The organism is Mariniflexile sp. HNIBRBA6329, assembly GCF_043558645.1.
GTDB lineage: Bacteria > Bacteroidota > Bacteroidia > Flavobacteriales > Flavobacteriaceae > Mariniflexile.
The window spans coordinates 246,429-272,569 of the sequence record NZ_JBIFXS010000002.1; the positions used below are offsets into that span (position 1 = coordinate 246,429).

Below are 26,141 nucleotides of genomic sequence, written 5' to 3' on the forward strand. Positions count from 1 at the left end.
CGTCGCTGCGGGCTTTTCGCTGCTATCCCTAACGCAGGCATACCATATACCAAGTGAGTTTTAACAAAAGAAGGACTGAGCTAAAATAAACCCGTTGAAGATGCTGAAACTAGTTCAGCATGACACTAAGTTTATAGTATAGAAAAAACCAAAAGGCTTGTCATTCCAAACTTGTTTCGGAATCATTTAAAACTCAACTAAAGCATCTTCAAGTTATTCAACTCCTGCTCTGTTAAGTGTTTCCAATGCCCACGTGGAATGTCTTTTTTGGTAAGTGGCCCAATGGCGACACAATCCAAACTAATAATTTCGTATTTAAAATGATCGAAAATAGTTCGTATTAAAGTATTACCAATATTCTTGATTTTTAAACCTATTTGGTTTTTAGGCTCTCCATCAATATAGCTGATTTCTTCAACCGATATAAGCTTTCCTTCAACTTTAAAACCTGCTTGAATAGCTTTTAAATCTTCCAGCTTTAAATTTTTATCCAATTCTATTTGAAATAATCGCGCCACACCATTTTTAGAATTGGTGAATTTGGCAGCTATAACATCATCGTTAGTAAACAACAACAAGCCTTTTGAGTTTCTGCCTAAACGTCCAATAGGCTTTATTCTAGAGGAGGTAGCATTGGCAACCAAATCCATTACGGTTCTGCCTTTACCTTCGCTGGTAGTAGTTGCAAAACCTTTTGGTTTATTCAATAAAACGTATGCTTTCTTTTCTGGGTTGATGCGGGCACCGTCGTAACGTACTTCGTCATCCAACTTTACTTTATAACCCATTTCGGTAATTACTTTTCCGTTTACCGTTACAAGACCGGTAGCAATATGCACATCGGCCTCTCTACGGGAACACATACCAGAATTGGCAACGTATTTATTCAAACGGATTTCGTCCGGATTTGAAGGCTGTTTCTTTGATGGCGGATTTACATTTCGAATAGGCGCATTTCCTCTAGCAAAACTTTTTCCTTTAGAAGCACTACCACCTCTACTCGTATTTTTACCGTTACCGTTTTGCTGTCCTCTACCTGAAGGTTTCCCTTTTCCACTTGTTCCTTGCGTTCTGCTCATCACTATTATTTTTTGCAAAGATACTTTTAAAATTTTCGAATTACGATTTTTGAATTACGATTTTATAAAATCCTATTCAACAATAAATCAATATCTATCAATAAAATACTAAAAACCCCTAAAACGATTATGAATTTTAAAATATTGTGCCCTATTAAATAATGCAGTTTGGTTTTCGATTTCCATAACAACATCAAAAAAACCAGTATTAAAACGATACTTAAATAAAAATAAATGTACATGTAACCAATTTCAAATTTAAATAACAACAAATAAATTGGAACAAGTGTTAATAAAGATAATACGGTAAGCAATCGTTTTGAAACCACTTCACCATAAACAACGGGAATGGTATGGTAATTTTGGGTTAAATCGCCCGTAATATTTTCCAAATCTTTTGTTAGTTCGCGCATGGAAATAAGCAAAAACAAAAAAATGGCATGTACAAAAATGACCGTTTCAAAATTTTTGTAATACATAAAAATGGCGAAAAACGGTGTAATGGTTAAAATAGCCGAAACCAAATTACCTATAAATGGCAGCTTTTTTAATTTATGCGAATAAAACCAAATGCCGAAAATGTAAAGTGAAAAGAAAATAACTGCCTTAAAAGACACATAACTTACCATGATAACTGCCAAAAAATTTAGCACGAAATAAAAAGACAGCTTCGTGTTTTGACTCACCAATTTATCCAACCTAGATTTCATAGGTCTATTGATTAAATCTTTTTCAGAATCGTAAAAATTATTGATGATGTATCCACCTGCAATCGTGGCAGCCGAAGCTAAAACCAATAGAAATAAATTAACATCAAAAACCACTTTACGCAAGGGTTTGTCGTGTGCCAAAATATAAATAGACGCCAAATATTGCGCTAGCACTATAACAAGAATATTATAGCCTCTAATAACAGAAAACATGCTAAAAAACTTAAGAAGTATATGTTTCTGTTTACGAGAAAACATATTTTAAAGTCGTTTCTTAGTTAGCAATTTAACCGCCCGAAACACTATATATAAAAAAACTATTAAAAGAGCTAATTGGGCAAGTTGCCAAACTAAAAGACCAAAAGAAAAAGTTTCGGTTAATTCCATACCTATAATTTTTTAGAAATTATAAACTACTTCTAATTTATAATCTTTTAACGAATTTTTTGCTTTCTCAATATCCTCTGTAAAACCTAGAATATAGCCACCGCCACCAGAACCACAAAGTTTTAAATAATACTCATTGGTTTCAATACCTTTTTTCCAAAGTTCATGAAATTGTGCTGGAATCATGGGTTTGAAATGGTTCAACACCACTTTTGACAGTTGCTTGGTGTTTTTGAATAAAGACTTTACGTCACCTTTCAAGAAATCATCTACACAAGCATCGGTATGTTTTATAAATTGGTCTTTAAGCATATTACGGAATCCTTCCTGCTTCATGTTTTCCATAAAAATACTTACCATAGGAGCTGTTTCTCCAATTACACCACTATCCAATAAAAACACAGCTCCTTTTCCATCGGCTTTTTGTGACGGAATACCTGTGGCTTCAATATTATCTTGTGAATTGATAAGAATTGGGATACTTAAATAGCTATTTAACGGGTCTAACCCTGAAGATTTTCCATGGAAAAAAGATTCCATTTCAGAGAAAATAGATTTTAAAGTCAGTAACTTTTCACGGGTTAAATTCTCTAAAACCGTTATTTTATTATGTGCATAATTATAGTAAATAGCAGCTACCAAAGCTCCACTACTACCAACGCCATAGCCTTGTGGAATAGACGAATCGAAATACATGCCGTCATTTACGTCATGCTTCAAAGCTTCAATATCAAAAGTTACCAATTCAGGATTGATAGCCTCTAAATAGGTAACAAAACGCTTTAAACTTTCGTTAGATTTTATGGCAGTTTCCGATGGGTTTTTATCAGTTTTCAGGGCTCCATTATAAAAATTATAAGGAATAGATAATCCTTTAGAATCTTTAATGATTCCATACTCGCCAAAGAGTAGAATTTTAGAGTAAAATAATGGTCCTTTCATGTTTCTTTAAAAATCCTGTTTAACAATATATGAATATTTTTAAACATTTTACAAATTTAATCAATTTTTTTTGCCCCCATGCCAATTTGGTCGCAAATATAATGACCGTTTTGACAATATACAACTAATTCATTTTTAATGAATTCTAAAATTTGTGATGCTTCATTTTTTGGATATAACACATGCACATTGGCCCCCGCATCTAACGTAAAACTTATATGCAAACCCGTTTCTTGACGGAATTTCCAGATTTTATTAATTATTTCCAAAGTGTTTGGTTTCATTAAAATAAAATACGGATTACTGGTCATCATCATAGCATGCAATGTTAAGGCTTCACTTTCTATTAAGGCTATAAACGCATCCAAATCGCCCAATTCAAGAATCGGTTTTAATTTTTCCAAATGATTGTGCGCTTGCTGAAAACGGTTTTTTGCATACGGATGGTTATGCATTAAATTATGCCCCACAGTACTGCTCACTTGTTTTTCACCTTTATCAACCAATAAAATGGTATCTTGATATGCTTTAAAATTTTCGTGAACTTTATACGGATATTTTAAACCGAATAAATCGCTGCTGCCTTCAATGGCTTTGGAGTGTCCCCAAACAATTAAATCGCCTTCAATACTTCTACAAGCACTTCCTGAACCTAATCGTGCTAAAAAGGATGCTTTTTGATAAAAATAATCATTTGGCATTTCAGGATTTAGCATTTTTTTCAAGCTCATTAAACATAAAGCCAACGCACTCATACCTGATGCAGATGATGCAATTCCAGAGCTGTGTGGAAATGTATTTTCTGTTTCAATTCTGAATTTATACTCTTTTAAAAATGGCAAATAAACTTCAACACGCTCAAAAAAGATTTGAATTTTTGGTTTAAAATCATCCTTCTTTTCACCATCTAAAAAAATCTCAAATTCAAAATTAGAAGTACTTGCTTTTTTTGAAAACCCTAACGTTGTGATGGTTTTACAATTATTAAGCGTGAAACTTATGGATGGGTTTTCAGGGATTTGGTCTTTCTTTTTCCCCCAATACTTAACCAAGGCTATATTACTGGGCGATTCCCAAGTTACTTTACCGCTTTCAACTGCATTTGAATGTGCTTTAGGTATAAAATGTTGCTCAGTCATAGTAATTAATATGACGACAAAGATAATAGTTTTAACATAGTTTTGTAATTTCTTGATGTGCCAATAACCTTTAATTTGCGTTCGTAAGTATTCATATTGAATTTTGTACGCCCATAACCTGTTGAACTATAAAAATAAAGCGCATCGTTTTTTATTATAACTTCTTCGTTTTCATAAGTTATTTTAGCGACATCATCCACCAAATTATGATCAGGGATTGCACTAAGCATTATAAAATAACTCTCCATTTTCCTTTCTTCTGAAAACGGACAATTGTTTAAAATTGCTTGAAGTTCTTGATTGGTTTTTACAATTACAGAAACTTCAAACCCAAAATGATTTAAAATAAGATTTTGAATGGTTTTCTCCAATTCTGAAACTTCGGCAGTAGATTGAAAAATAACGTTACCACTTTGAATATAGGTTTGCACCTTTTGAAAACCCGCCGTAGTTAGTAAATCGCGCAATACTGTCATAGGGACTTTTTTATGGCCTCCCACATTAATACCTCTTAAAAGCGCGATGTACGTTTTCACTCAGAAATAGATTTAGCTACAATATAAGCCCCTGTCCATGCATTTTGGAAATTAAAACCTCCTGTAATGGCATCTACATTAATCACTTCACCTGCAAAATACAGGTTTTTATGAAGTTTGCTTTCAAAGGTTTTGAAGTTGATTTCTTTTAAATCGACACCCCCAGCAGTTACAAATTCTTCTTTGAACGTGTTTTTTCCATCTACATTAAAAACAGCTTTTGTAAGTTGAGCTGCTAGATTTTCTAACTGATTTTTGTTTAAATCTGCCCATCGGGTTTCTGGGTTCATGTTGGAAGCCAACACCAGTTTTTGCCACAACCGCTTTGGCAAATCAAATTGAGTCGATTTGAAGACCGATTTTTTAGCTAAATCGTGTTTTAATGTTTTAAGGACATCTAAACAATCTTCAAAAGTTTGCCTTATAAAATTTATTTCTATTTGAAATTTATAGTTTCTTTTTGCCAATTCCACGGCGCCAAACGCCGATAATTTTAAAATAGCTGGCGCACTAAAACCTACGTGGGTAACAAGCAAAGGTCCCTCACTCCATAAATTGGTTCCTAAAACTTTAACCTCAACATGTAAAGCCACAACTCCTGGAATATCTTTGATGCGCTCATCTTTTACATCAAAGGTAAAAAGCGAAGGTACTGGTTGTGAAATGGTATGCCCCAAATTTTCTAAAAGATTCCAGATTTTAGGATTACTACCTGTGGCTATTATTAATTTTTGGCAAGAATAGGCATGGTCTTTTGTTGAAATTACAAACCCTTTTGATTGCACTTCGACAAGCTCAGTGTGACTAGATTGTGAAGAAATGGCTGTTACACTTTGATTATACAAAACCTCAACATGATGTTTTACAGCTTCACTTAAAAAACAGTCGATAATGGTTTGTGATGAATTGGACACGGGAAACATCCTGCCGTCTTCTTCAATCTTCAATTCAACACCTCGTTTTTCAAACCACTCCATGGTATCGCCAGTCATAAATTGATGAAAAGGTCCTAATAACTCATTTTCTCCACGCGGATAATTTTTTATTAGTTCTTGAGGAATAAATTCGGCATGGGTTACGTTGCAGCGACCTCCACCAGACACTTTCACCTTTTGCAACCCTTCGCTACCGCGTTCAAGAATGGCTACTTTTAAATGCGGATTTTGTTCAGCAATGTTAATGGCCGCGAAAAAACCTGCCGCACCACCGCCAACAATAATCACATCTTTTTTAATCATAATCTATCAGGAAAGTCTGAAATAATGCCATCTACCCCATAAGATTTTATTCGCTTTATGGGTTTTAAATTGTTTACGGTATAGGTAAATACTTTAAAATCTTCTTTTAATTTTTGAACAATTTCTTCGGTTAGCATGGTATAATCTGGATGAATAGCAACCGCATTTATGGATTTTGCAAAATTTACTGCTTCTTCCAAATTGGTATCGGTAAGAACACCTAAAGGAATGTTTGGGTTTGATTGAAATACTGTTTCCAATAAGTTTTTATGAAAACTAGAAACGATGATATTACTATAGTCCCAACCCTTTTTCTCAACAAAAAACGTAATGAGTCTACTTGCTTCTTGCGCCGAATCCAACCCTTTTAACTCAACGTTTAATAGGCATTTATTGTTTACAAAGGTTAAAACTTCAGACAACGTAGGGATTTGGCAATGTCCTTTTACTTCAACCCGTTTTAATTGATTTAAAGTGAATTTTGAAATCTCGCCAGAAGTGTTTGTCATTCTATCTAACGTAAAATCATGAAAAACAACTAACTGCCCCGAAGCACAACGATGCACATCTATTTCTATACCATCAACACCTAAACTCAATGCTTTTTTAATAGACTCTAAGGTGTTTTCGGCTAAATGTCCCTTAGCTCCTCGGTGCCCAATACGCAGTATCTTTTTATTCACTTTTAAATTCTTATTAGAAATATTGTTGCAAATTTAACATTAATAAAGTGGTTTTAATGCATCAACAAGCAATCTTCATAGTTTTTCGTTGCTTTTTACTTGAATATAGGACGTATTAACCCTTCTTGTGCTACCGAAGCGACTAATGTTCCATCTCTTGTAAATATGTTTCCTTTTGCAAAACCTCTAGCATTTGAAGTACTTGGTGAATCTGTAGCATAGAGCAGCCAATCATCAAAATCGAAATCCCTGAAATACCACATAGAATGATCTAAACTAGCGGTTTGTGTATTGCCCCAATGCGCTTTACTGGCATGCGGATATAAGGTAGAACTTAAAATATTATAGTCTGAAATATAGGTTAGCACCTGCTGTTTTGTGGCTAAATCTAATTTACTAGCATCACCCTTCAATTTAAACCACACATCGCTAAATGGTGATAAATCTTTTTTATCTAACGGATTTACTATTTCGGTTGGTTTAAATTCAACAGGGCGCTCAATTTCAAAAAAAGCTTTAAGGCTTTTAGGTAAAAAATCGCCGTATTGCTTAAGAATATCGGTCCAACCCAACAAATCTTCCGGTTGCTTTAAACCAGATTTCATTGCAATTTGATGATTGTAACCTTCCTCCTTTTTATGAAACGACGCCGATAATATAAAAATAGTCCTGCTTTTTTGATGTGCCGTAACTCGACGCACCGAAAAACTACCACCATCCCTAACAATGCTTACGTTATAAGTTATGGGTAATTCTAAATTTCCGGCTTCTAAAAAATAGGAATGCATAGAGTGCAAAACCCTGCTATTGGTTATGGTTCTGCTGGCAGCATTTATAGCTTGCGCCAACACTTGACCGCCAAAAACAATGGGACTACCTATGGTTTTGCTAATGCCATTAAATTCGGTGTCGCTAATTTTTTCTAAAACCAATAGATTTAATAAATCGTTTACAGAAGTCATATACTTAATTCAATGTGTGGTTCATTACAAAAATACGTTAGTTCCCTTTTTTAAAACAGCAAAACCTGTTATATCTGTTCTTGTTTTATCAAATGTTTTAACTTTTCACTATTAGTCTGTTTTGAAAAGCGTTCTAACAAAATTTTTAATTTTGGGTTGATAAACGTTTCGCAGAATGGCTTTTCAGGATTATTTTGATAATAATTCTGAATCGATTCCCTAGAGGCTTTAAAAGATTGAAACGGATACACCTTGGTTATTAATTTGTTATCAAATGCCTTTTGAAAATTATTAACAATAGCTTTTGATTGTTGATTTTGTGCTTCTGAAAAGGTATAAATAGCCGAACGGTATTTGGTACGCATGGAATGATTGCTCTTGCTTTTATGGGTATACAAATGAATTTCGATGAGTGTATCTAATGAAATCCTCTCTGGTTTAAAATGAACAATGACAGCTTCAGAAAAGGATGAATTTTCACCTATGGATGCTACATAACCTTGCTCTACGTTTTCAACGCCAAGTAACGATTGAAAAACAGCTTCGGTACACCAATGGCAACCACCACCTAAGGCTATTTTAGAAATTAATTCCATTGTAATTGTTTACGCTCCTTCCAATAATCAAAGGGTTCGACACTAAAACTTTTTAAAAGCATAACATCCTCTTCACTTAAAACAAAGTTGTTTGTTTTTAAGTTTTCTTCCAGCTGACTGACTGTACTTGCACCACTCAAAACCATACTTTCTGGAATGGTTGCTGTACAAAACTGTAGCGCAATAGCATCTACACCCACAATATACTTATTTGAAAGACTTTCTAAAGCACTATAGAAGGTATCGTACTTAGGATAATTTTTGTTCCTAAAGATCCTGCCATTTGCCAAAGCTTCTTTAATTATTAACTTTTTACCATTTTCTTTCAATTGATTACAAATACCTAAAATACTTTGCTCTAAAATATTAAAGGTACTTTGAATGGTATCGAACAATAATTCGCCTTCAACATGAACATCCAATGCTTTTTTAATAACTTCTACTTGGTTATCGCCTGTTGTGGAAATTCCAATTTTAATTTGATGTTCGTTTTTTAAATAAGCCAACTGATTTAACACTTCTGCATTTTCTAAAACCCCTGTTTCTAATGTTGCCGAGTGAATTTGATAGGTGGTTAAAAAAGGCAACAGCTTTTTGGATACCTGCCATTGTTCTTTTAATTTCGAAATACTGTGCTCTTTCACTTCATGAACAGTGGCATTTTTATCAAAATTGGCTGTATAGGTATACCCCCATTTTGCACCTACTTGAATGCTTTTATCATTTTTAGTTGCCAACCAATCTATCAACAAATCTTCGGCTAAACCGTAACCCGGCGCCGTATCAAAATACCGAACACCCAAATTGTAAGCAGCATCCAGCACTTTAAAACCATTGGCTTTAAGCTCGTTTACGTCACTTTTTGCAACAGTATTGGTTCTTACGTTAATATAATGCGGTCTTCCAATAGCCGCCATTCCTAATCCTAAACCCATCTCTTTTTATAAATGAAATTTTCTACGAACTGCACGACAGCATGGAACAACCTACTTTATGCCGCGCCCAATCGGGACGTTTGGCAAACCATTTTTCGTATTCGGGTTGTTCATCGTATGGTTTTTTAAGCATTTGAAACAATTCGTCAATCAACTTATAATTGCCTTTGTCGGCGTCATCAATGGCTAATTGCGCCATATAATTTCTTAAAACATATTTCGGGTTTACCCTGTTCATGTTTTTTTTCCTTCCTTCGGAAGTTGTTTGTTCCTGTTCCAAACGATCGGCATAACGCTGAAACCAAGTTTCCCATTTTTGTTGAATTTCCTCAGTTATTTCCGTTGAAACATAAAAAGCATCTTTAATGAGCTCTAAAGCTTCGGAAGGTTTTTCTATATTGAAATCACTTAGTTTTCTAAAGAAAATGGTCATATCAGTTTCGGCAAGCAGTAAATTATCTTCCAAATTCTGAACCAAAGAAGCATCTAAAGCTTCTTCAACTTCTAAACCTAATTTTGAACGCATCATTGCTAAAGACTTTGTTTCAAAATCTGCTTTGTATTGATCTAAAATAGCTTCTAAAAGTTCTGCTTCTTCAATTAAGGGGTATAAGGCATTGGCCAATTTGTATAAATTCCAAAGTCCAATATTAGGCTGATTCCCGAAACGGTAACGCTTATGTTGACGGTCGGTGGTATTTGGCGTCCAACCAAAATCAAACCCTTCCAGCCAACCGTAAGGTCCGTAATCGATGGTTAAACCTAAAATAGACATATTATCGGTATTCATAACGCCATGTACAAACCCAACACGTTGCCAATTGATGATCATATCCAAAGTACGTTCTGAAACTTCACTAAAAAAAGCTAAATAGGTTCCTTTTGAAGGTTCACCCAAGTGACTAAAAAAATATTTAATGGTATAATCTATTAAGGTTTTTAGTGTTTTAAAATCTTGTCTAGCTGCAAAAATTTCATAGTTCCCGAAGCGCAAAAATGATGGCGCTACTCTACTAACAACCGCTCCCTTTTCATATTCGGGGTTGCCATTGTACAACACATCGCGCAATACTTGGTCGCCAGTTAATGCCAATGATAATGCTCGGGTAGTTGGCACACCTAAATGGTGCATGGCTTCGCTACACAAATATTCCCGAATAGACGAACGCAACACCGCCAACCCGTCGGCAGTTCTGGAATAGGGTGTTTCACCGGCGCCTTTCAATTGAATTGCCCAACGGTTGTTACCATGTTCAACTTCTGCCAAATTAATGGCACGACCATCACCCAATTGTCCTGCCCAATTTCCAAATTGATGTCCGCCATAACACATGGCATAAGGCTTCGTATTTGGTAAAACGGCGTTTCCTGTAAAGGTTTTCAAAAACGCTTTACTTTGGGCATCATCTTTTGAAAGCCCCAGATTCTCCAACATTTCGGGCGACACGTGAATCATCTCTGGTTTTGCAGTTTGCTTGGGTGTTACAAAAGAAAAACAGGCTTTTTCAACCTGTCTTCTTGTGTTTTCTAAAACGCTATCTGCCGGTAATTCTTTATTAAAAGTATCTTTTATGTTTAAGTTCATCATTTTAATCTATCTCCATACAATTTTCTAAGCTTCGATAATTTAGGCATAATTACAAAACTACAATACCCCTGTTCTTTGTTATTTCTATAATAATCCTGATGATAATCTTCAGCTTTATAAAATATTTTTAAAGGACTTATTTCAGTCACAATAGGATTATCATAATACTCAGCTACTTCTTCAACTACCTTTTCTGCTATTTCCTTTTGATTTTCATCATGATAATAAATTACCGAACGGTATTGCGTACCCACATCGGCACCTTGTTTGTTTAAGGTTGTTGGGTCGTGAGTGGTCATGAAAATGACTAATATATCTTCATAAGAAATGATATTCGCATCAAAAGTAATTTGAACTACTTCAGCATGTCCCGTTAAACCCGAACAAATTTCACGATACGTTGGATACCCAGGTGCATTACCTCCAGAATAGCCGGACTCTACTTTTTCAACGCCTTTTAATTCTTGAAATACCGCTTCAGTACACCAAAAACAACCACCTCCAAAAGTGGCTATTTGTAAATTTTTATTTTCCATTACTTAATGTCCGTTTCTATTTCCAATATCATGGATTCCGAATTAATACAATAACGCAACCCACTAGGTTCTGGCCCATCAGGAAACACATGCCCTAAATGTGCATCGCAGGTATTACACATCACTTCTACTCTTACCATACCATAGGCGGTATCTCTTTCGTACTTTATGGCATTTGGCTTAATAGGTTGTGTAAAACTAGGCCAACCTGTGCCAGATTCAAACTTAATGGAGGAACCGAACAATGGCGTATTACAACACACGCAATTGTACTTACCTGCTTCGTGAATGGCGCAAAGGGCACCACTGTGCGGACGCTCTGTTCCTTTTTGTCTTGTAATTCTAAACTGTTCTGGGGTTAATATATTTCTCCATTCAGCTTCGGTTTTTTCAACGCGTTTGTCTGGAGTTGGATTTCCTTTTACGGAAAAGTTGATTACTTCTTTCCAAGTGAGCATGATGGTATTTCCTTTCTTTTTAAATTTATTTACAATATGCTTTTCAATATTTAATAAGTCGAAGCTTTTATGAACAACTAACAAAAACGCCACCTATCAACCATAGCTTTAAAGCATCGAATAAATTTACAACAATAAATTACAACTAGCGAAACTTAGCACGTCCTAATCGATTTAAAAAAAATTGAAGTATCAAAAACAATTAAAGTATATCTATTTTTTAACCAAAAAATAAATAATATCATAATTTTCACTACTTTTATTTCAATATAAACCAACTAAATCCAATTTTATGTTTTCAAAATCAAATTTAATTTCGACACTAGTTACCACACTATGGGGCTTTTTGGGCGGATGGCTAATTTGGGGTATAATAGGAGACCCTATACTTAAAGAACATATTTCAAATGCAGATTTAATGAAAGAAATGCCCGATATGCCATTATTGGCATTGGGTTGTTTAATAGTTGGATTTGCTTTTTCAACGATGTATTCTAAATGGGCAAATAGCACACATAGTGCAGCTATTGGTGCTACTTTTGGAATATGGCTTGGTATTTTAACCGGCTTGGGAGATGGTTTAATAGATCACGCAACAGCTAATATTATTGATTTATCAGGAACACTTATAAACGCGGTTCTTTACATTATTCATTTTGCTATTATGGGTGTTTTAGCCAGCTTAGTTTACAATAAATTCAGCTCTTAAGATATTTACCTATGTGACTAATTCCAACTATATTCAATAAAAAAGCTGTTGTATGATACAACAGCTTTTTTTATTCAATATTAATTTATAATTAAAATCCTTTATTTAAAACATAAGCGGCATCATTCCAACGAAGCTCTTGTTTAAATCTGTACAAGTCTGTTTTTTCATCTATTAATAAAAACTCTATATCCATAATTTCAGCAAAATCTTCTAAAGATTCAGCAGAAATATTTTGACTATAACAAGTGTGGTGTGCTCCTCCAGCATAAATCCAAGCTGCTGCCGCGGTTTGTAAATCTGGTTTTGCATCCCAAAGCACACGTGCCACTGGTAATTTTGGCAAACTTTCTTTGATTTCAACTGCCTCCACTTTGTTAACCAACATTCTAAAACGGTTGCCCATATCTACTACCGATGCATTCAAAGCATTTCCTGCACCACCGTTAAAAACTAGTCTAACTGGATCTTCTTTACCACCAATTCCTAAAGGATGAATTTCACAAGACACATCACCTTTAGCTATTGTTGGGCAAATTTCTAACATATGAGAGCCTAAACACGTTGTGTTGTTAGGGTCGAAATGATACGTATAATCTTCCATAAAACTATTACCGCCTTCCAAACCTGCACCCATAACTTTCATGGTACGTACCAAAGCCGATGTTTTCCAATCACCTTCACCACCAAAACCATAACCACTTGCCATTAAACGTTGGGTTGCGATACCTGGTAATTGTTTCATACCATGTAAATCTTCAAACGTATCAGTAAAAGCTGTATAACCACCATTTTCTAAAAAAGCACGCATACCTAACTCTATTTTAGCGGCATCTTTCAATGATTGACGCATAGCGCCATCCGCTTTAATTTTTGAAGCCATTACGTAAGTATCATCATACTCTTGCACCAATCTATCTACTTGCGCATCGGTTATTTGATTTACATAAGCAACCAAATCACCAATTCCGTAACCATTTACTTCGTAACCAAATTTTATTTGAGCCGACACTTTGTTTCCATCTGTTACCGCAACTTGACGCATGTTATCTCCAAAACGAGCCACTTTCATACGCTTGCTATCTGCTGCTGCATTTGCTACACGACACCAATCGGCAACTTGTTTAATAACTTTTTCGTTTTGCCAATGCCCTACAACAACTTTACGATTTTTACGAAGTCTTGATACCATAAACCCAAATTCACGACCACCATGTGCCGATTGATTCAAGTTCATGAAATCCATATCGATAGTTCCCCAAGGAATATCTCTATTGAATTGTGTGTGTAAATGTAGAAATGGTTTTTGTAAAGCTGTTAAACCTGCAATCCACATTTTAGCTGGCGAAAAAGTATGCATCCATGTAATGATACCAATACAATTATCATCATTATTCGCAGCTTTACAAATAGCATGAATTTCTTCAGGTGATTTTACTGTTGGTTTAAAAACTACATTTACGGGAATAACATTGCTTGCGGTATATGCATTAGCAATTTCTTTTGAATGTTCGGCAACCTGTTTTAATGTTTCAGGGCCGTATAAATCTTGGCTACCGGTTACAAACCAAACCTCGCCGAATTTTAAATTGATCATTTTAATTTTTAAAAAAGGTTATTATGATAAATAAATATAAAGTGCTACAACCATTCCAACAATAGCAAAACCAACTGGTTTTAAATATTGCCAACTAGTAATATCCACTTGTTTGGTGTATTCCTGTTCGTAATCTGTTTCTCTTGGATAAAACTTACTAACGATAAACATGATTAATACAACAAGAACAAAAAGTGCTCCCATTAAATGCAAGAAATGCGGGAAAAACGTACCTGATTCTATACACATAGGTCTCACAACATATAATAGTATTAAATAAGTGATAGCACTAAATAAAATAGCAATATTTGCTGCTTTTCCTGATACACGTTTAGAGAAAATACCAACTATAATAATAGCTAAAATTGGCACACTATGCGTTCCGTTCAATTCTTGTAAATAGGTAAAAATACCTCCTTGAACCCCATACAATAACGGAGCTATAGCCATAGAAAATATAGCTAGAACCATTCCGAAAATTTTACCTGCTTTTACAACTTGTCTCTCTGAGGCGTCTTTATTGATGTATTCTTTATAAAAATCCAAACCAAATAAAGTTACCGAACTATTCAAGGCACTGTTGAACGAACTTAAAATAGCTCCAAAAAGAACCGCTGCGAAGAAACCAATAAACGCTACAGGTAATACTGCTTTAACCACCATTGGGTATGCTTCATCTGGATTTGCTAAATCTCCTTTAAAAATATAGAACGCAATAATACCCGGCAACACCACTATAAAAGGGCCTAATATCTTAATAAATGCCGCTAATAAAAGTCCTTTTTGACCTTCTTTTAAATTTTTAGCACCAAGCGCTCTTTGTATAATGGCTTGATTGGTTCCCCAGTAATAAAAATTCACGATAATCATCCCTGTAAAAAGTGTCCAAAATGGCACATCAGAATCGGGGCCTCCAATAATATCAAATTTTTCGGGTAATGCAGTAGTTAGGTTACTTAAACCCGTAAAAACATTGCCATCGCCAATATACATTAAACCAAAAATGGGTATTAAAGAACCTCCTATTATCAATCCAACAGCATTAATTGAATCGGATACAGCAACTGCTTTCAATCCACCAAAAATAGCATAGATACTTCCAATGATTCCAATAGACCAAACTGTAATCCAAAGTGTGGTTTCTGGCCCTGTCCCCAACATTTCTGGAATATCGAACATGGTATTTATAGCTAATGCTCCAGAGTACAATACCGTTGGCAACATAGATATAGCATAACCCAATAAGAACAATAAGGAAACAATGGTTTTGGTACTTCTACCATATCTTTTATCTAAAAATTGCGGAATGGTAGCTATACCTCCCTTTAGGTATTTAGGCAATAAAATAAAAGCTGTAAATACCATGGCTATGGCTGCTACAACTTCATAAGCCATAATGGGTAAGCCGTCTCTAAACGATACACCATTCATTCCCACAATTTGCTCGGTTGATAGATTGGTTAGTAATAATGACCCCGCTATAACTGGCCCCGTAAGACTTCTTCCTCCTAAGAAATAACCATCAGAAGAATTCTCATCTGTTTTTCGTGTTGACCACCATGCGATAACTGCTACCAGTAAAGTAAAACCAGCAAAAGATAAAATACCCATATTTAATTTAGTTTAGTTAGTAATTATTTAGTTTAAAATTATTTCTTAACAACCTTGACCGTAATAAGCATCTTTACCATGCTTACGATCGTAATGTTTATTTTTTAATGCTTCTTTTAATTTAGCAGCATTTGGGTTTATTTGCAATGTTAAATATGCCATTCTAGCAACTTCTTCACAAACAGCACTATTATAAACAGCTTTTGCTACGGTTGAACCCCATGTAAATGGTGCATGGTTACCAACAAGAATCATCCCTACTTCATTATAATCCAATCCGCGTTCTTTAATGCAATCTATAATTTGATACCCCGTCATATGTTCATAATCGCCCGCAATATAATCATCTTTCATTGGTGGTGCACAAGGAATATCAGAAATTAAATGATCAGCATGTGTTGTTCCAAAAATAGGAATATCTTTTATAGCTTGTGCCCAAGCGGTTCCATAAGTTGAATGTGTATGTACGACCCCTCCTATTTTATCCCATTCTTTATATAAAACGGCATGTGTTTTTGTATCAGAAGACGGACGCATAGTACCTTCAACTATTTTAGCATCGAAGTCACAAATTACCATATCTTCTGGTTTTAAATCTACATACGGGACGCCGCTTGGTTTTATAGCGAAAACACCTTTGCTTCTATCAACCGCACTAGCATTCCCGAAAGTAAATAGTACCAATCCTAATTCTGGAAGTTGCATATTAGCTTCAAAAGCCTCTTCTTTTAATGTTTTATAAATACTCATAATCTTAATTTTTCATGATATGGTTTTCCATAGCTATACATAATTCATTATAGCTATTATACACTTTTTTGTAGGCTTCTGCATTTTCTTTGATTGGCTCGTAGACCCTCTCAAAAGGGCTTGCCATAGCATTCATTGCAGATTCAGTATCTTGATGTATTCCAGCTGCAACAGCGCCAAAAATAGATGCTCCTAACGCACAAGCTTGTTCTGATTGGGCAACTTTAATAGGCGTGTTTAAAACATCTGCCATAGTTTGCATAACAAATGTTGACTTTTTTGCAATACCTCCTAACGCAATAACACCTTTAACAGGAATACCTTCACTGATAAATCTATCTGCTATTTTTTTTGCTCCAAAACACGATGCTTCTACCAATGCTCTAAATACTTTGGGTGATGTACTACCTAAGTTTATTCCTGAAATAACACCTTTTAAGTTTTGATTTGCATCGGGTGTTCTCCTACCATTCATCCAATCTAAAGCTAATTCTCCAGCTGCTCCAATAGGTTCTTTAGATGCTGCTTCACTTAGTTTTGGCAATATATTAGCTATGGATTCTTCAATTAATTTAGTTTTAAGTTCTTCATCAATTAAACTAGAATTCCCAATAAGTTCTTTAATTGGCCATGAAACCAAGCGTTCATACCATGCATAAATATCACCAAAAGCCGATTGTCCTGCTTCTAAACCTAACATATTTGGTATAACCGAACCATCTACTTGTCCGCAAATACCTTTTACTAAATGTTCGTTTTCTTGTAATGGTGTTACTAAAATATCGCAGGTAGACGTACCCATAACTTTAGTTAAAAAATAAGGTTCTATGTTTACACCAACTGCACCCATGTGGCAATCGAAAGCACCCACAGCTACCACTACCGAAGTTGGCAAACCTAATCGTTTTGCCCATTCTTCAGATAAGGTTCCGGCTGAAACGTTAGAAGTATAAGTTTCTTTAAATAAACGTTCTGTTAAACCATCTAAAACAGGGTCTAAAGCCACAAAAAAATCATTTGGAGGCAACCCACCAAAAGATTCGTGCCATAAAGCTTTATGGCCAGCAGCACAACGGCTACGTTTCATTTGAGACACATCATTCCCGCCAGTTAGTAAAAATGGTACCCAATCGCAGTGCTCAACCCAAGAATATGCATTATCTAAAACACTTTTATCTGCTCTAGAAACGTGAAGTATTTTTGACCAAAACCATTCTGATGAATAAATTCCGCCTTCATATTGAGAATAATCGATGTCCCACTTTTTACAAAGTTCATTTATTTCATCTGCTTCTTTGATGCCTGTATGGTCTTTCCAAAGCACAAACATGGCATTTGGGTTTTCTTCAAAACCTTTCAACAATGCCAATGGTGTTCCTGCTTTATCCACTGCGACTGGGGTAGAACCGGTAGTATCGACACCTATACCGACAATGTTTTTAACAACATCATCATTTACTTGAGAAACGACCGATTTGATCGTACTTTCAATTCCTTCAATATAATCTAAAGGATGTTGCCTGAATTTATTTTTTGAAGGCTCACAATATTTACCTTCCTTCCATCTTACATAATAATGAACTGCCGTAGCCATTTCTTCTCCTGTAGTTGCATTTACTATTAATGCCCTAACAGAATCCGACCCAAAATCCATTCCTATGGTATACTTTTCGTTACTCATGGTTTCAATCTAAAATAGTGAATTTATTAATTCAATACACTGCTAAATTAACAGCGCAATATAATACATAATTACAAAAGTGTATAAAAAACACTTGTATTTTTGGGCAAAAAAATAATCTAAAACAATGTTATAGATTAAAATTTTTCTCAACTTTATAAAGAGCTTCATCAAATCGATAGAAATAGGCTCCTTTTCTCGATTCTGACATGTCTTTTTCTTCCAATCTAACCAAATACTTCATTTGAAGCACTTTTCGTCTAAAATTTCTTTTATCAATAGGCTCATTTAAAATACCTTCATAAAGCATTTGTAGTTGAGGCAATGTGAATTTGGCTGGCAACAAGTTAAAGGCTATTGGGAAATTTCTAACACGACGTCTTAATCTTCTAATTGCAGATTCTACCATGTCTTTATGGTCGAAAACAAGTTCTGGCAACTCTTCAATAGGAAACCATTTCGCATTATATTTACTAACTTGTTCTTCGTTATACTTCGATTTTAAAATCATAGCACTATAGGTTATTGAAACCACATGCCCGGAAGAATCTCTTTTCGCATTGCCAAAAGCTTTTACTTGTTCCATATAAATATCTTCTAAACCTGATAATTTATATAGAACTCTATTGGCAGCCTTGTCTAAGTCTTCATTTTCTCCAACAAAACCGCCAATTAGAGACCATTTTCCCATTTCGGGTTCAAAACCTCTGTGTATTAATAATAATTCCAGTTTATTATCATTAAATCCGAAAATAATACAATCAACAGCTAATTTTATCTGTTGCAATTCTCGGTATTCTTTATTATAAACAGTCATATTATTAATTCAACAAACAGTTATAATTATTTATTTCCTTTTTGGTAATCTAATAAAAACTGTGCTAAACCACTATCGGTTAAAGGGTGTTTTAATAAACCTTTAATAGCGGATAAAGGTCCTGTCATAACATCTGAACCTAACTTAGCACAATCTATAACGTGCATTGTGTGACGTACTGACGCTGCTAAAATTTGGGTTTGGAATCCGTAGTTATCATAGATTAATCTAATTTCTGATATTAGGTTTAAACCGTCTGTTGAAATATCATCCAATCTTCCAATAAATGGCGACACATAGGTTGCTCCCGCTTTTGCAGCCAATAATGCTTGACCTGGAGAGAACACTAACGTTACATTGGTTCTTATACCTTTATCTGAAAAGTATTTACACGCTTTAATACCATCGGCAATTAATGGTAATTTAACAACGATTTGTGGGTGTAAAGCTGCTAAAGCTTCACCTTCTTTAACCATGCCTTCAAAATCGGTTGAAATAACCTCAGCACTGACATCGCCTTCAACTAAATCACATATTTTTTTGTAGTGAGCTAAAATATTTTCAGCTCCTGTAATGCCTTCTTTAGCCATTAATGATGGGTTTGTAGTAACGCCATCTAAAACGCCTAATGCTTGTGCTTCGGCTATATCGTTTAAATTTGCAGTATCAATAAAAAATTTCATCTTTTATAATTTTAGTTTTGTTGTGTTTTTAAATATTCTAATACTTGTTTGCTTACTTTCTCTCCAGTAAACCCGAATTTCTCATCAAGAACATTCGCTGGTGCTGAATACCCGAAGTGATCTAACCCGAATACTTTTCCATTATCACCTACAAGACCTTCTAAGTTTACCGGTAAACCTGCCGTTAAACCAAATAATGGTTTGTTTTTTGGGATCACTGAATTTTGATAGTCTTTAGATTGTAATCTGAATACACCTTCTGAAATAATAGAAGCGATATTTACCTTCAATCCGTTTTGAGATTCTAAAATTTCAGCGGCCGCTACCAATGTTGCCACTTCCGATCCGTTTGCAATTAAAACCACATCCGGATTTTCAACTTCCTTCACTAAATACCCGCCTTTCTCTGCCGCTAATGCATCACTGTATCTTGAAGCGCCTTTGGCTGGTAAATCTTTAATATTTTGTCTTGAAAGGATTAAACCAGTTGGTGTGTTTTTGTTTTCCAAAGCCATTTTCCAAGCAACACTTGTTTCTGCAGAATCAGCAGGACGTAACGCCATAAAACTTGGTCTACCACTATGGTTTTTCAATTTTTCCAACAAACGGATTTGAGCTTCTTGCTCTACAGGTTGGTGTGTTGGCCCGTCTTCACCTACTCTAAAGGCATCGTGCGTCCAAACGTATTTCACTCCTAATTCTTGAATACCACTTAAACGAATGGCTGGTTTCATATAATCTGAAAACACAAAGAATGTTGCAACTACTGGAATGATTCCTCCGTGTAACGCTAAACCATTTGCTATACATGCCATGGTTAATTCGGCAACACCTGCTTGCAAGAAAGAACCACTGAAGTCTCCTTTTTGAAGTGCCTGTGTTTTCTTTAAGAAGCCATCCGTTTTATCAGAGTTTGATAAATCGGCAGAAGACACGATCATATTTTCTACTTTTCCGGCTAAATAGCCCAATACCCCCGAAGATGCTGCTCTAGATGCTAAACCTGGCTTATGCTCGATGGATTCAAAATCCAATTCTGGCAATTCACCTGATAAAAAGAAATCCAATTTATCGGCCAAAGCTTTGTTTGAGGCTCTCCATGATGCAATTTCAGCTTTCTTTTCGGCCGTTTTTGCTGCTTTTTCTTTTAAAAGACTTTTATAGAATGCTTCAACCTCTGGATAAATATCGAACGGGCTTTCTGGATTTGCACCTAAGTTCAATAATGTTTTTGTATAATCTGCACCGGTATGTCCTATTGGCTGCCCGTGTAGTTCGCAATGTCCTTCGAACATACTACCATCTGCCGCAACAGCACCTTTACCCATAATGGTTTTACCAATGATCAACGTTGGCTTTTCGGTTTCGTTATTGGCGTCAGTTAATGCTTTTCTTATTTCATCGTGGTTATGAGCATCGATTGTAACTACGTTCCAACCCCATGCTTCGTATTTCATGGCGGTATCTTCACTGGTCACCTCATCGGTAGAAGTTGACAACTGGATATCGTTAGAATCAAAAAACATAATAAAATTGCTCAATCCTAAATGGCCTGCAATTCTACCAGCACCTTGTGAAATTTCTTCTTGGATACCTCCATCGGAAATAAAACCGTATATTTTATGGTTCATCCAATCTCCAAAACGGGCCTGTAAAAATTTGGCTCCGATAGCTGCTCCAACACCCATAGTATGCCCTTGTCCCAATGGACCCGACGTATTTTCTATACCTCTCTTAACATCTACTTCTGGATGCCCTGGCGTGATGGATCCCCATTGTCTAAAATTAGCAACATCATCTTTTGCATAGTTTCCTAATAGATAATACTGAGCATACATTAAGGTAGATAAGTGACCCGCATCCATAAAAAAGCGGTCCCTGAAAGCCCATTCCATATCGGTTGGATCGAAATTGAAGAACTCGGAGTATAAGATGTGCATAAAATCTGCACCACCCATGGGACCTCCTGGGTGTCCTGAATTCGCTTTTTCTACCATCGCCACAGCTAATGCCCTGATATTATCTGCTGCCTGTTGATCTAATTTTTTGTTCATTTTAATTATGTTAATTTTAATAGCCTATAACTTGTTTTAGTTATCCAATATGTATTTCAAAATTGAGGTGCAAAATTAAAACATTTTATTTAAACCATATTGTCTAACACACAGATATATCAATATTAAATATATGATATACATTTATTTGCAAATATATAATAATTATTTAATAAGTGTTCTAAAAACACTTATTTTTTTGAACCAGACCACTTAACCTATATTTTATAATGTAGATACGGTAAAAATGGAACGTTTTAAAGTTTGAAAATTTCTTCTAAAAGCAGCCATTTCTCCCCTTGGTTCGCCATTGGCAATTTTTGCTGAAATTTCCACATTAAAGATTCCCATTCTTGAACTTTTGGGTTATTAGTGTCCATTTTTGTTTTTCTTTCAAATGAAAAGGAACCTTCTACTTCCAATACCATAAAAAGCCTATTACCTTTATTATAAATTTCCATATTGATAATACCGGAGTCTTTGATACTTTTAATTATTTCTGGCCAAACATTTTTATGAAGTTGTTTGTATTCAGCTATTAAAGATTCATCGTCCTTTAAATCACAAAACAAATAATATTTTTTAGTTTCCAATAAATGTTTTTTTATAGGTTTTTGTTATACTTTGAATATACTTTTTTACCATAAACACCTATTACAATAAAACATATTAAAGTAATTATAAATGAAAAACGCATTTCGGTTAAACCAAAATAACTAACATCTTCGTAACCTGGGCCACCTAAATCAAGTATAGAACCTTGTAGAGGTGTTAACAATGCGCCGCCTACAATTGCCATAACTAAAAAAGCAGCCCCAAATTTAGCGTCTTGTCCTTGACCTTCTAAAGCAATACCATAAATTGTGGGAAACATTATAGACATAAATACCGAAGTTGCTATTAAAGAATAAATTCCTAAAAACCCTGGCAAAACCATTGTACCTATAGTTGTAAAAGATGCTCCTATAGCAAAATACATTAACAATTTACCTGAATCGATATTTTTCATTAAAGCCGTACCAATCATTCTTCCTGTTAAAAACACAATATATCCAGCTAAACCAAACCAAACAGCCGACTTACTGTCAATACCTAAAGTTTCAGCATATTGATACACATAAGTCCAGCACATAATTTGAGCTCCTACATAAAAAATTTGAGCAATAACACCGAATGCAAATTTTGGTTGGCTCCATAATCTTTTAACAGAATTTACAAATTTAACTTTAGCCTCTTGGTCTTTATTCTGTGGCATTTTTAACAAGCTAATCATGATAAAAAACAGCAAAACAACAAAGCCTAAAATAACATAAGGATTACGAATAACCTCTAAATCTGAAGTTTTTATAACCGCCTTAGCTGAATCTGATAATGTATCGAAAATTGGCTGTCCATCAGGAGTTGTATCATCGGATTTTAAAGCATTCAATACAAAGTTTTGGGCGATTAATAAACCGCCAATAGACCCCATAGGGTTAAACATTTGAGCAAAATTTAATCGTCTTGTCGCTGTTTCTTCTGCTCCCATAGACAATATGTATGGATTTGCTGTTGTTTCCAAAAAAGCCAATCCGAAAGTTAATATATAATAGGACGCCAAAAAGAACCCGTAACTTTCATATTGTGCTGCAGGGAAAAACAACAATGCACCTATTGCATAGAGCGCCAAACCTACTAAAACCCCTTTTTTATAAGAATATTTGTTTACAAATAATGCTGCTGGGATTGCCATACAGCCATAACCGCCATAAAAAGCTAACTGTACATATGAGGCCTCTACATTTGAGAGTTCTAACACTTTTTGAAACGCACGAACCATAGGATTTGTAATATCATTTGCAAATCCCCAGAGAGCAAAAAGCGAAGTAATTAAAATAAATGGTAAGATAACCGATTTGGCTACTACTGGAACTTTTGTGGTGTTATTCATTTTTGGTTTAGTTGGTTGGATTAAGTTTAGTTTGAATTATTCAGTTAATAGCGATCGGTCTAAGTGCACATAGCCTCCATCAACAATAATATATTGCCCCGTGGTGTGTGATGACCTATCGGAAATGGTAAACAAACAGGCATCGGCTATTTCTTCGGGTGTTGTCATTCTATTTTCTAAAGGAATTTTTTTAACAATGGATTTCAATTTTTCTTCACCATTTTCCAAAGTTTTAATCCAATTATCATAAGCGGGCGTCCAACTTTCTGAAATAATTAGTGCGTTTACCCTAATGCCATCTTTAATTAAATCGACCGCCCATTCTCTGGTTAAACCCAATACACCGCCTTTTGATGCTGCATAGCCAGAAGTACCACCTTGCCCTGTCATTCCTACTTTAGAACCTATATTTAAAATGTTACCTTTTGACTTTTTAATATATGGCAAACAGTACTTTGTTGTGGCAAAAAAGCTAACAAGGTTCAGTTTTAGTGACTGCATAAAATCATCTATTGATGCATCTAAACCTGCGCCATCATTAACCCCAACATTATTGATTAAGGCATCAATACGCCCATATTTTTCAGCAATTACGTTAACTGCAGCTTCAATTTGTTCTGGTTTGGTAACATCGGTTTTCACGAAAAGTGCATCAACACCCCTATCCTGTAGTTCTTTTTCGTAACCAAAACCTCGGTCGTTTCTGCAAATAATTACAGGAATCGCGCCTTCATTTGCAAGGGCTTGAACAATGGTTTCTCCAATACTCCCCTTTATACCTGCAGCACCTGTAACCACTACTACTTTATCTTTTAAATGTAAATCCATATTATAGATTATAAAATTTTATTGCGTTTGCACCCATGATATTTTGTTGCTCATTGGTACTTAATTTTGAAATAAAACCGGTTGTTAATTCTTTTACTTTTGAATAGTTTCCGGCCACTAAACACACCGGCCAATCGGAACCATACATAAGTCTTTTGGTTCCGAAAACTTCCAAAACCAAATTCATATAAGGTTCAATTTGTTCAGCAGTCCAAGTTTTGAAATCAGCTTCGGTTACCATACCTGAAAGTTTGCAAAATACATTTTCTTGTTTTGCAATTTCTTTCATTAAAATTGCCCAACCATCAAAAAAACCGTCTTTAATATATGGTTTTGCAATATGATCGATGACGAATTTTTGATTAGGAAATTCTTTAACAAATTCTAAAGCAGCACCTAATTGATGTGGGAAAATTAAAATATCGTAGGTATAATTATGTTTTTCTAATAATGAAATCCCTTTTAAAAAATTTGTGCGTAGCAAAAAATTATGATCAGATTCACCTTGTACTATATGGCGAAATCCTTTTAATTTTTCTTTATTATTATAAGTTTCTAATTGATTTTCAATATCATTGGCCCTTAAATCTATCCAACCAACAACACCTTTAATAAAATCAGTTTCAGAAGCTAAATTTAAAAGAAAATCAGTCTCAGCAAGAGTTTGGTCTGCTTGAACTGCTACACAACCATCAATCCCATTTTCATGATAAACTTGTTCTAAATCAGAAGGCATAAAATCTTTCCGAATAGCCGCCATTTCTTCGTCTATCCAAGCATGTTTTTCTGGTTCATATTTCCAAAAATGTTGATGGCTATCTATAATCATTTTCTTGGATAAGCTACTACATTTTGTTTTGAAACACCCAAACCTTCAATACCTAATTCCATAACATCGCCCGGTTTTAAATATAACGGTGGTTTTAGCCCTAAGCCAACACCAAAAGGTGTTCCTGTTGAAATAACATCTCCTGGAAGCAACGTCATGAACTGACTGATGTAACTTATAGATTCTTCAATGTTAAAAATAAAATCTGATGTAGAGCTATCTTGCATGGTTTCACCATTTAGCTTTAACCAAAGGTTTAAATTATTTGGATTTTCAATCTCGTCTGTTGTTGCCAAAAATGGTCCAAGAGGCGCAAATGTATCGCAGCCTTTTCCTTTGCACCATTGCCCTTCTTTTTCAATTTGAAAAGCACGTTCGCTAACATCGTTATGCAACACATAACCCGCAATGTGGTTATATACTTCTTCTTTAGTAATGTAGGATGCTTTTTTACCTATAACAACCGCTAACTCTACTTCCCAATCGGTTTTTGTACTGCCTTTTGGAATAATAACATCATCATTTGGACCAACGATAGCTGTAGTAGATTTAAAAAACAATACAGGTTCGTTTGGAACTTTCATACCTGCTTCAGCAGCATGTTTTGCGTAATTTAAACCAATACATACCAATTTTGAAGGACGACAAATTGGTGAACCTAAACGTACATCATCCTTAATTAAAGCACATTTTTCATGATTATTCTTCAACCATTCTTCTAATCTTTCAATACCATCGCTTTCAAAAAATTGTTCAGTATAATCTTCACCAAAGTTTGATACATCTATTTTACTTCCGTTTGGTAACTGAACTCCTGGTTTTTCCTTACCTGCTTCGCCAAATCGTATTAATTTCATTTTATA

The 26,141-nt window shown here is 35.0% G+C and carries 26 protein-coding genes; 1 reads left to right on the top strand and 25 read right to left on the bottom strand.

The annotated features are described in order from the left end of the window. Positions 1–197 precede the first annotated feature (197 nt). The 13 genes from ACGK9U_RS03925 to msrB all read right to left on the bottom strand — a co-directional run bounded on the left by ACGK9U_RS03925 (position 198) and on the right by msrB (position 11,789). Positions 198–1,079, bottom strand: a complete 882-nt coding sequence (locus tag ACGK9U_RS03925) for a pseudouridine synthase (protein ID WP_394465054.1) — start codon at positions 1,077–1,079, stop codon at positions 198–200. 62 nt (positions 1,080–1,141) lie between these two features. After that, entirely contained in the window at positions 1,142–2,047 is a 906-nt protein-coding gene (locus ACGK9U_RS03930) for a geranylgeranylglycerol-phosphate geranylgeranyltransferase (protein ID WP_394465055.1), read from the bottom strand. 141 nt (positions 2,048–2,188) lie between these two features. Beyond that, a complete protein-coding gene (locus ACGK9U_RS03935) occupies positions 2,189–3,118 on the bottom strand; it encodes a mevalonate kinase (protein WP_394465056.1) in 930 nt (309 codons plus the stop codon). Positions 3,119–3,174: 56 nt separating this feature from the next. After that, the gene (locus ACGK9U_RS03940; protein ID WP_394465057.1) at positions 3,175–4,257 is read right to left on the bottom strand and encodes a diphosphomevalonate/mevalonate 3,5-bisphosphate decarboxylase family protein; all 1,083 of its coding nucleotides are present in this window, start codon (positions 4,255–4,257) and stop codon (positions 3,175–3,177) included. A 5-nt stretch (positions 4,258–4,262) separates the two neighbouring features. Continuing rightward, positions 4,263–4,793: a DUF1697 domain-containing protein gene (locus ACGK9U_RS03945; RefSeq protein WP_394465058.1), complete on the bottom strand. Its 531-nt coding sequence runs from the start codon at positions 4,791–4,793 to the stop codon at positions 4,263–4,265. After that, entirely contained in the window at positions 4,790–6,031 is a 1,242-nt protein-coding gene (locus ACGK9U_RS03950) for an NAD(P)/FAD-dependent oxidoreductase (protein ID WP_394465059.1), read from the bottom strand. Before ACGK9U_RS03950 ends, ACGK9U_RS03945 begins: the two co-directional genes overlap by 4 nt. Beyond that, positions 6,028–6,714, bottom strand: coding sequence for a glycerophosphodiester phosphodiesterase (locus ACGK9U_RS03955; RefSeq protein ID WP_394465060.1), 687 nt, complete (start codon positions 6,712–6,714; stop codon positions 6,028–6,030). Before ACGK9U_RS03955 ends, ACGK9U_RS03950 begins: the two co-directional genes overlap by 4 nt. A 95-nt stretch (positions 6,715–6,809) precedes the next feature. Next, positions 6,810–7,676 (bottom strand): acyl-CoA thioesterase, encoded by an 867-nt coding sequence (locus ACGK9U_RS03960; RefSeq protein ID WP_394465061.1) that lies wholly within the window; start codon positions 7,674–7,676, stop codon positions 6,810–6,812. A gap of 68 nt (positions 7,677–7,744) precedes the next feature. Continuing rightward, positions 7,745–8,272, bottom strand: a complete 528-nt coding sequence (locus ACGK9U_RS03965) for a peptide-methionine (S)-S-oxide reductase (protein WP_394465062.1) — start codon at positions 8,270–8,272, stop codon at positions 7,745–7,747. After that, positions 8,263–9,207 (bottom strand): aldo/keto reductase, encoded by a 945-nt coding sequence (locus tag ACGK9U_RS03970; RefSeq protein WP_394465063.1) that lies wholly within the window; start codon positions 9,205–9,207, stop codon positions 8,263–8,265. Before ACGK9U_RS03970 ends, ACGK9U_RS03965 begins: the two co-directional genes overlap by 10 nt. 22 nt (positions 9,208–9,229) lie before the next feature. Continuing rightward, entirely contained in the window at positions 9,230–10,792 is a 1,563-nt protein-coding gene (locus tag ACGK9U_RS03975) for a YdiU family protein (protein ID WP_394465199.1), read from the bottom strand. Next, positions 10,792–11,331 carry a peptide-methionine (S)-S-oxide reductase MsrA gene (gene msrA, locus ACGK9U_RS03980; protein WP_394465064.1) on the bottom strand — a complete coding sequence of 180 codons (540 nt, stop codon included), beginning with the start codon at positions 11,329–11,331 and terminating at the stop codon, positions 10,792–10,794. The genes ACGK9U_RS03975 and msrA overlap by 1 nt, the downstream gene beginning before the upstream one ends. Then, positions 11,331–11,789 (bottom strand): peptide-methionine (R)-S-oxide reductase MsrB, encoded by a 459-nt coding sequence (msrB, locus tag ACGK9U_RS03985; RefSeq protein ID WP_394465200.1) that lies wholly within the window; start codon positions 11,787–11,789, stop codon positions 11,331–11,333. The genes msrA and msrB overlap by 1 nt, the downstream gene beginning before the upstream one ends. A 292-nt stretch (positions 11,790–12,081) precedes the next feature. On the opposite strand from msrB, the gene ACGK9U_RS03990 reads away from it, so the two are divergent. Further along, on the top strand, positions 12,082–12,498 hold the full coding sequence (locus tag ACGK9U_RS03990) for a hypothetical protein (RefSeq protein WP_394465065.1): 417 nt from the start codon (positions 12,082–12,084) through the stop codon (positions 12,496–12,498). Between the two features lie 91 nt (positions 12,499–12,589). On the opposite strand, the gene araA is transcribed toward ACGK9U_RS03990, so the two are convergent. The 12 genes from araA to ACGK9U_RS04050 form a co-directional block, all read right to left on the bottom strand. Continuing rightward, on the bottom strand, positions 12,590–14,095 hold the full coding sequence (araA, locus tag ACGK9U_RS03995; protein WP_394465066.1) for an L-arabinose isomerase: 1,506 nt from the start codon (positions 14,093–14,095) through the stop codon (positions 12,590–12,592). A gap of 21 nt (positions 14,096–14,116) precedes the next feature. Continuing rightward, positions 14,117–15,706 (bottom strand): solute:sodium symporter family transporter, encoded by a 1,590-nt coding sequence (locus ACGK9U_RS04000; protein WP_394465067.1) that lies wholly within the window; start codon positions 15,704–15,706, stop codon positions 14,117–14,119. Between the two features lie 45 nt (positions 15,707–15,751). Further along, positions 15,752–16,459: an L-ribulose-5-phosphate 4-epimerase gene (locus tag ACGK9U_RS04005; protein WP_394465201.1), complete on the bottom strand. Its 708-nt coding sequence runs from the start codon at positions 16,457–16,459 to the stop codon at positions 15,752–15,754. A 1-nt stretch (position 16,460) separates the two neighbouring features. Beyond that, positions 16,461–18,137, bottom strand: coding sequence for a ribulokinase (locus ACGK9U_RS04010; protein ID WP_394465068.1), 1,677 nt, complete (start codon positions 18,135–18,137; stop codon positions 16,461–16,463). Positions 18,138–18,267: 130 nt separating this feature from the next. Then, positions 18,268–18,954 carry an NUDIX domain-containing protein gene (locus ACGK9U_RS04015; RefSeq protein ID WP_394465069.1) on the bottom strand — a complete coding sequence of 229 codons (687 nt, stop codon included), beginning with the start codon at positions 18,952–18,954 and terminating at the stop codon, positions 18,268–18,270. A 26-nt stretch (positions 18,955–18,980) separates the two neighbouring features. Further along, positions 18,981–19,637 carry a fructose-6-phosphate aldolase gene (gene fsa / locus ACGK9U_RS04020; RefSeq protein WP_394465070.1) on the bottom strand — a complete coding sequence of 219 codons (657 nt, stop codon included), beginning with the start codon at positions 19,635–19,637 and terminating at the stop codon, positions 18,981–18,983. A gap of 11 nt (positions 19,638–19,648) precedes the next feature. After that, complete coding sequence (locus ACGK9U_RS04025) at positions 19,649–21,691, bottom strand: transketolase family protein (protein WP_394465071.1); 2,043 nt, start codon at positions 21,689–21,691, stop codon at positions 19,649–19,651. 257 nt (positions 21,692–21,948) lie between these two features. After that, a complete protein-coding gene (locus ACGK9U_RS04030; protein ID WP_394465072.1) occupies positions 21,949–22,284 on the bottom strand; it encodes an L-rhamnose mutarotase in 336 nt (111 codons plus the stop codon). Between the two features lie 11 nt (positions 22,285–22,295). Next, complete coding sequence (fucP, locus tag ACGK9U_RS04035; protein WP_394465073.1) at positions 22,296–23,621, bottom strand: L-fucose:H+ symporter permease; 1,326 nt, start codon at positions 23,619–23,621, stop codon at positions 22,296–22,298. 36 nt (positions 23,622–23,657) lie between these two features. Beyond that, entirely contained in the window at positions 23,658–24,449 is a 792-nt protein-coding gene (locus ACGK9U_RS04040; RefSeq protein WP_394465074.1) for an SDR family oxidoreductase, read from the bottom strand. A 1-nt stretch (position 24,450) separates the two neighbouring features. Continuing rightward, complete coding sequence (locus ACGK9U_RS04045; protein WP_394465075.1) at positions 24,451–25,278, bottom strand: amidohydrolase family protein; 828 nt, start codon at positions 25,276–25,278, stop codon at positions 24,451–24,453. After that, on the bottom strand, positions 25,275–26,135 hold the full coding sequence (locus ACGK9U_RS04050) for a fumarylacetoacetate hydrolase family protein (RefSeq protein WP_394465076.1): 861 nt from the start codon (positions 26,133–26,135) through the stop codon (positions 25,275–25,277). The genes ACGK9U_RS04045 and ACGK9U_RS04050 overlap by 4 nt, the downstream gene beginning before the upstream one ends. Positions 26,136–26,141 lie beyond the last annotated feature (6 nt).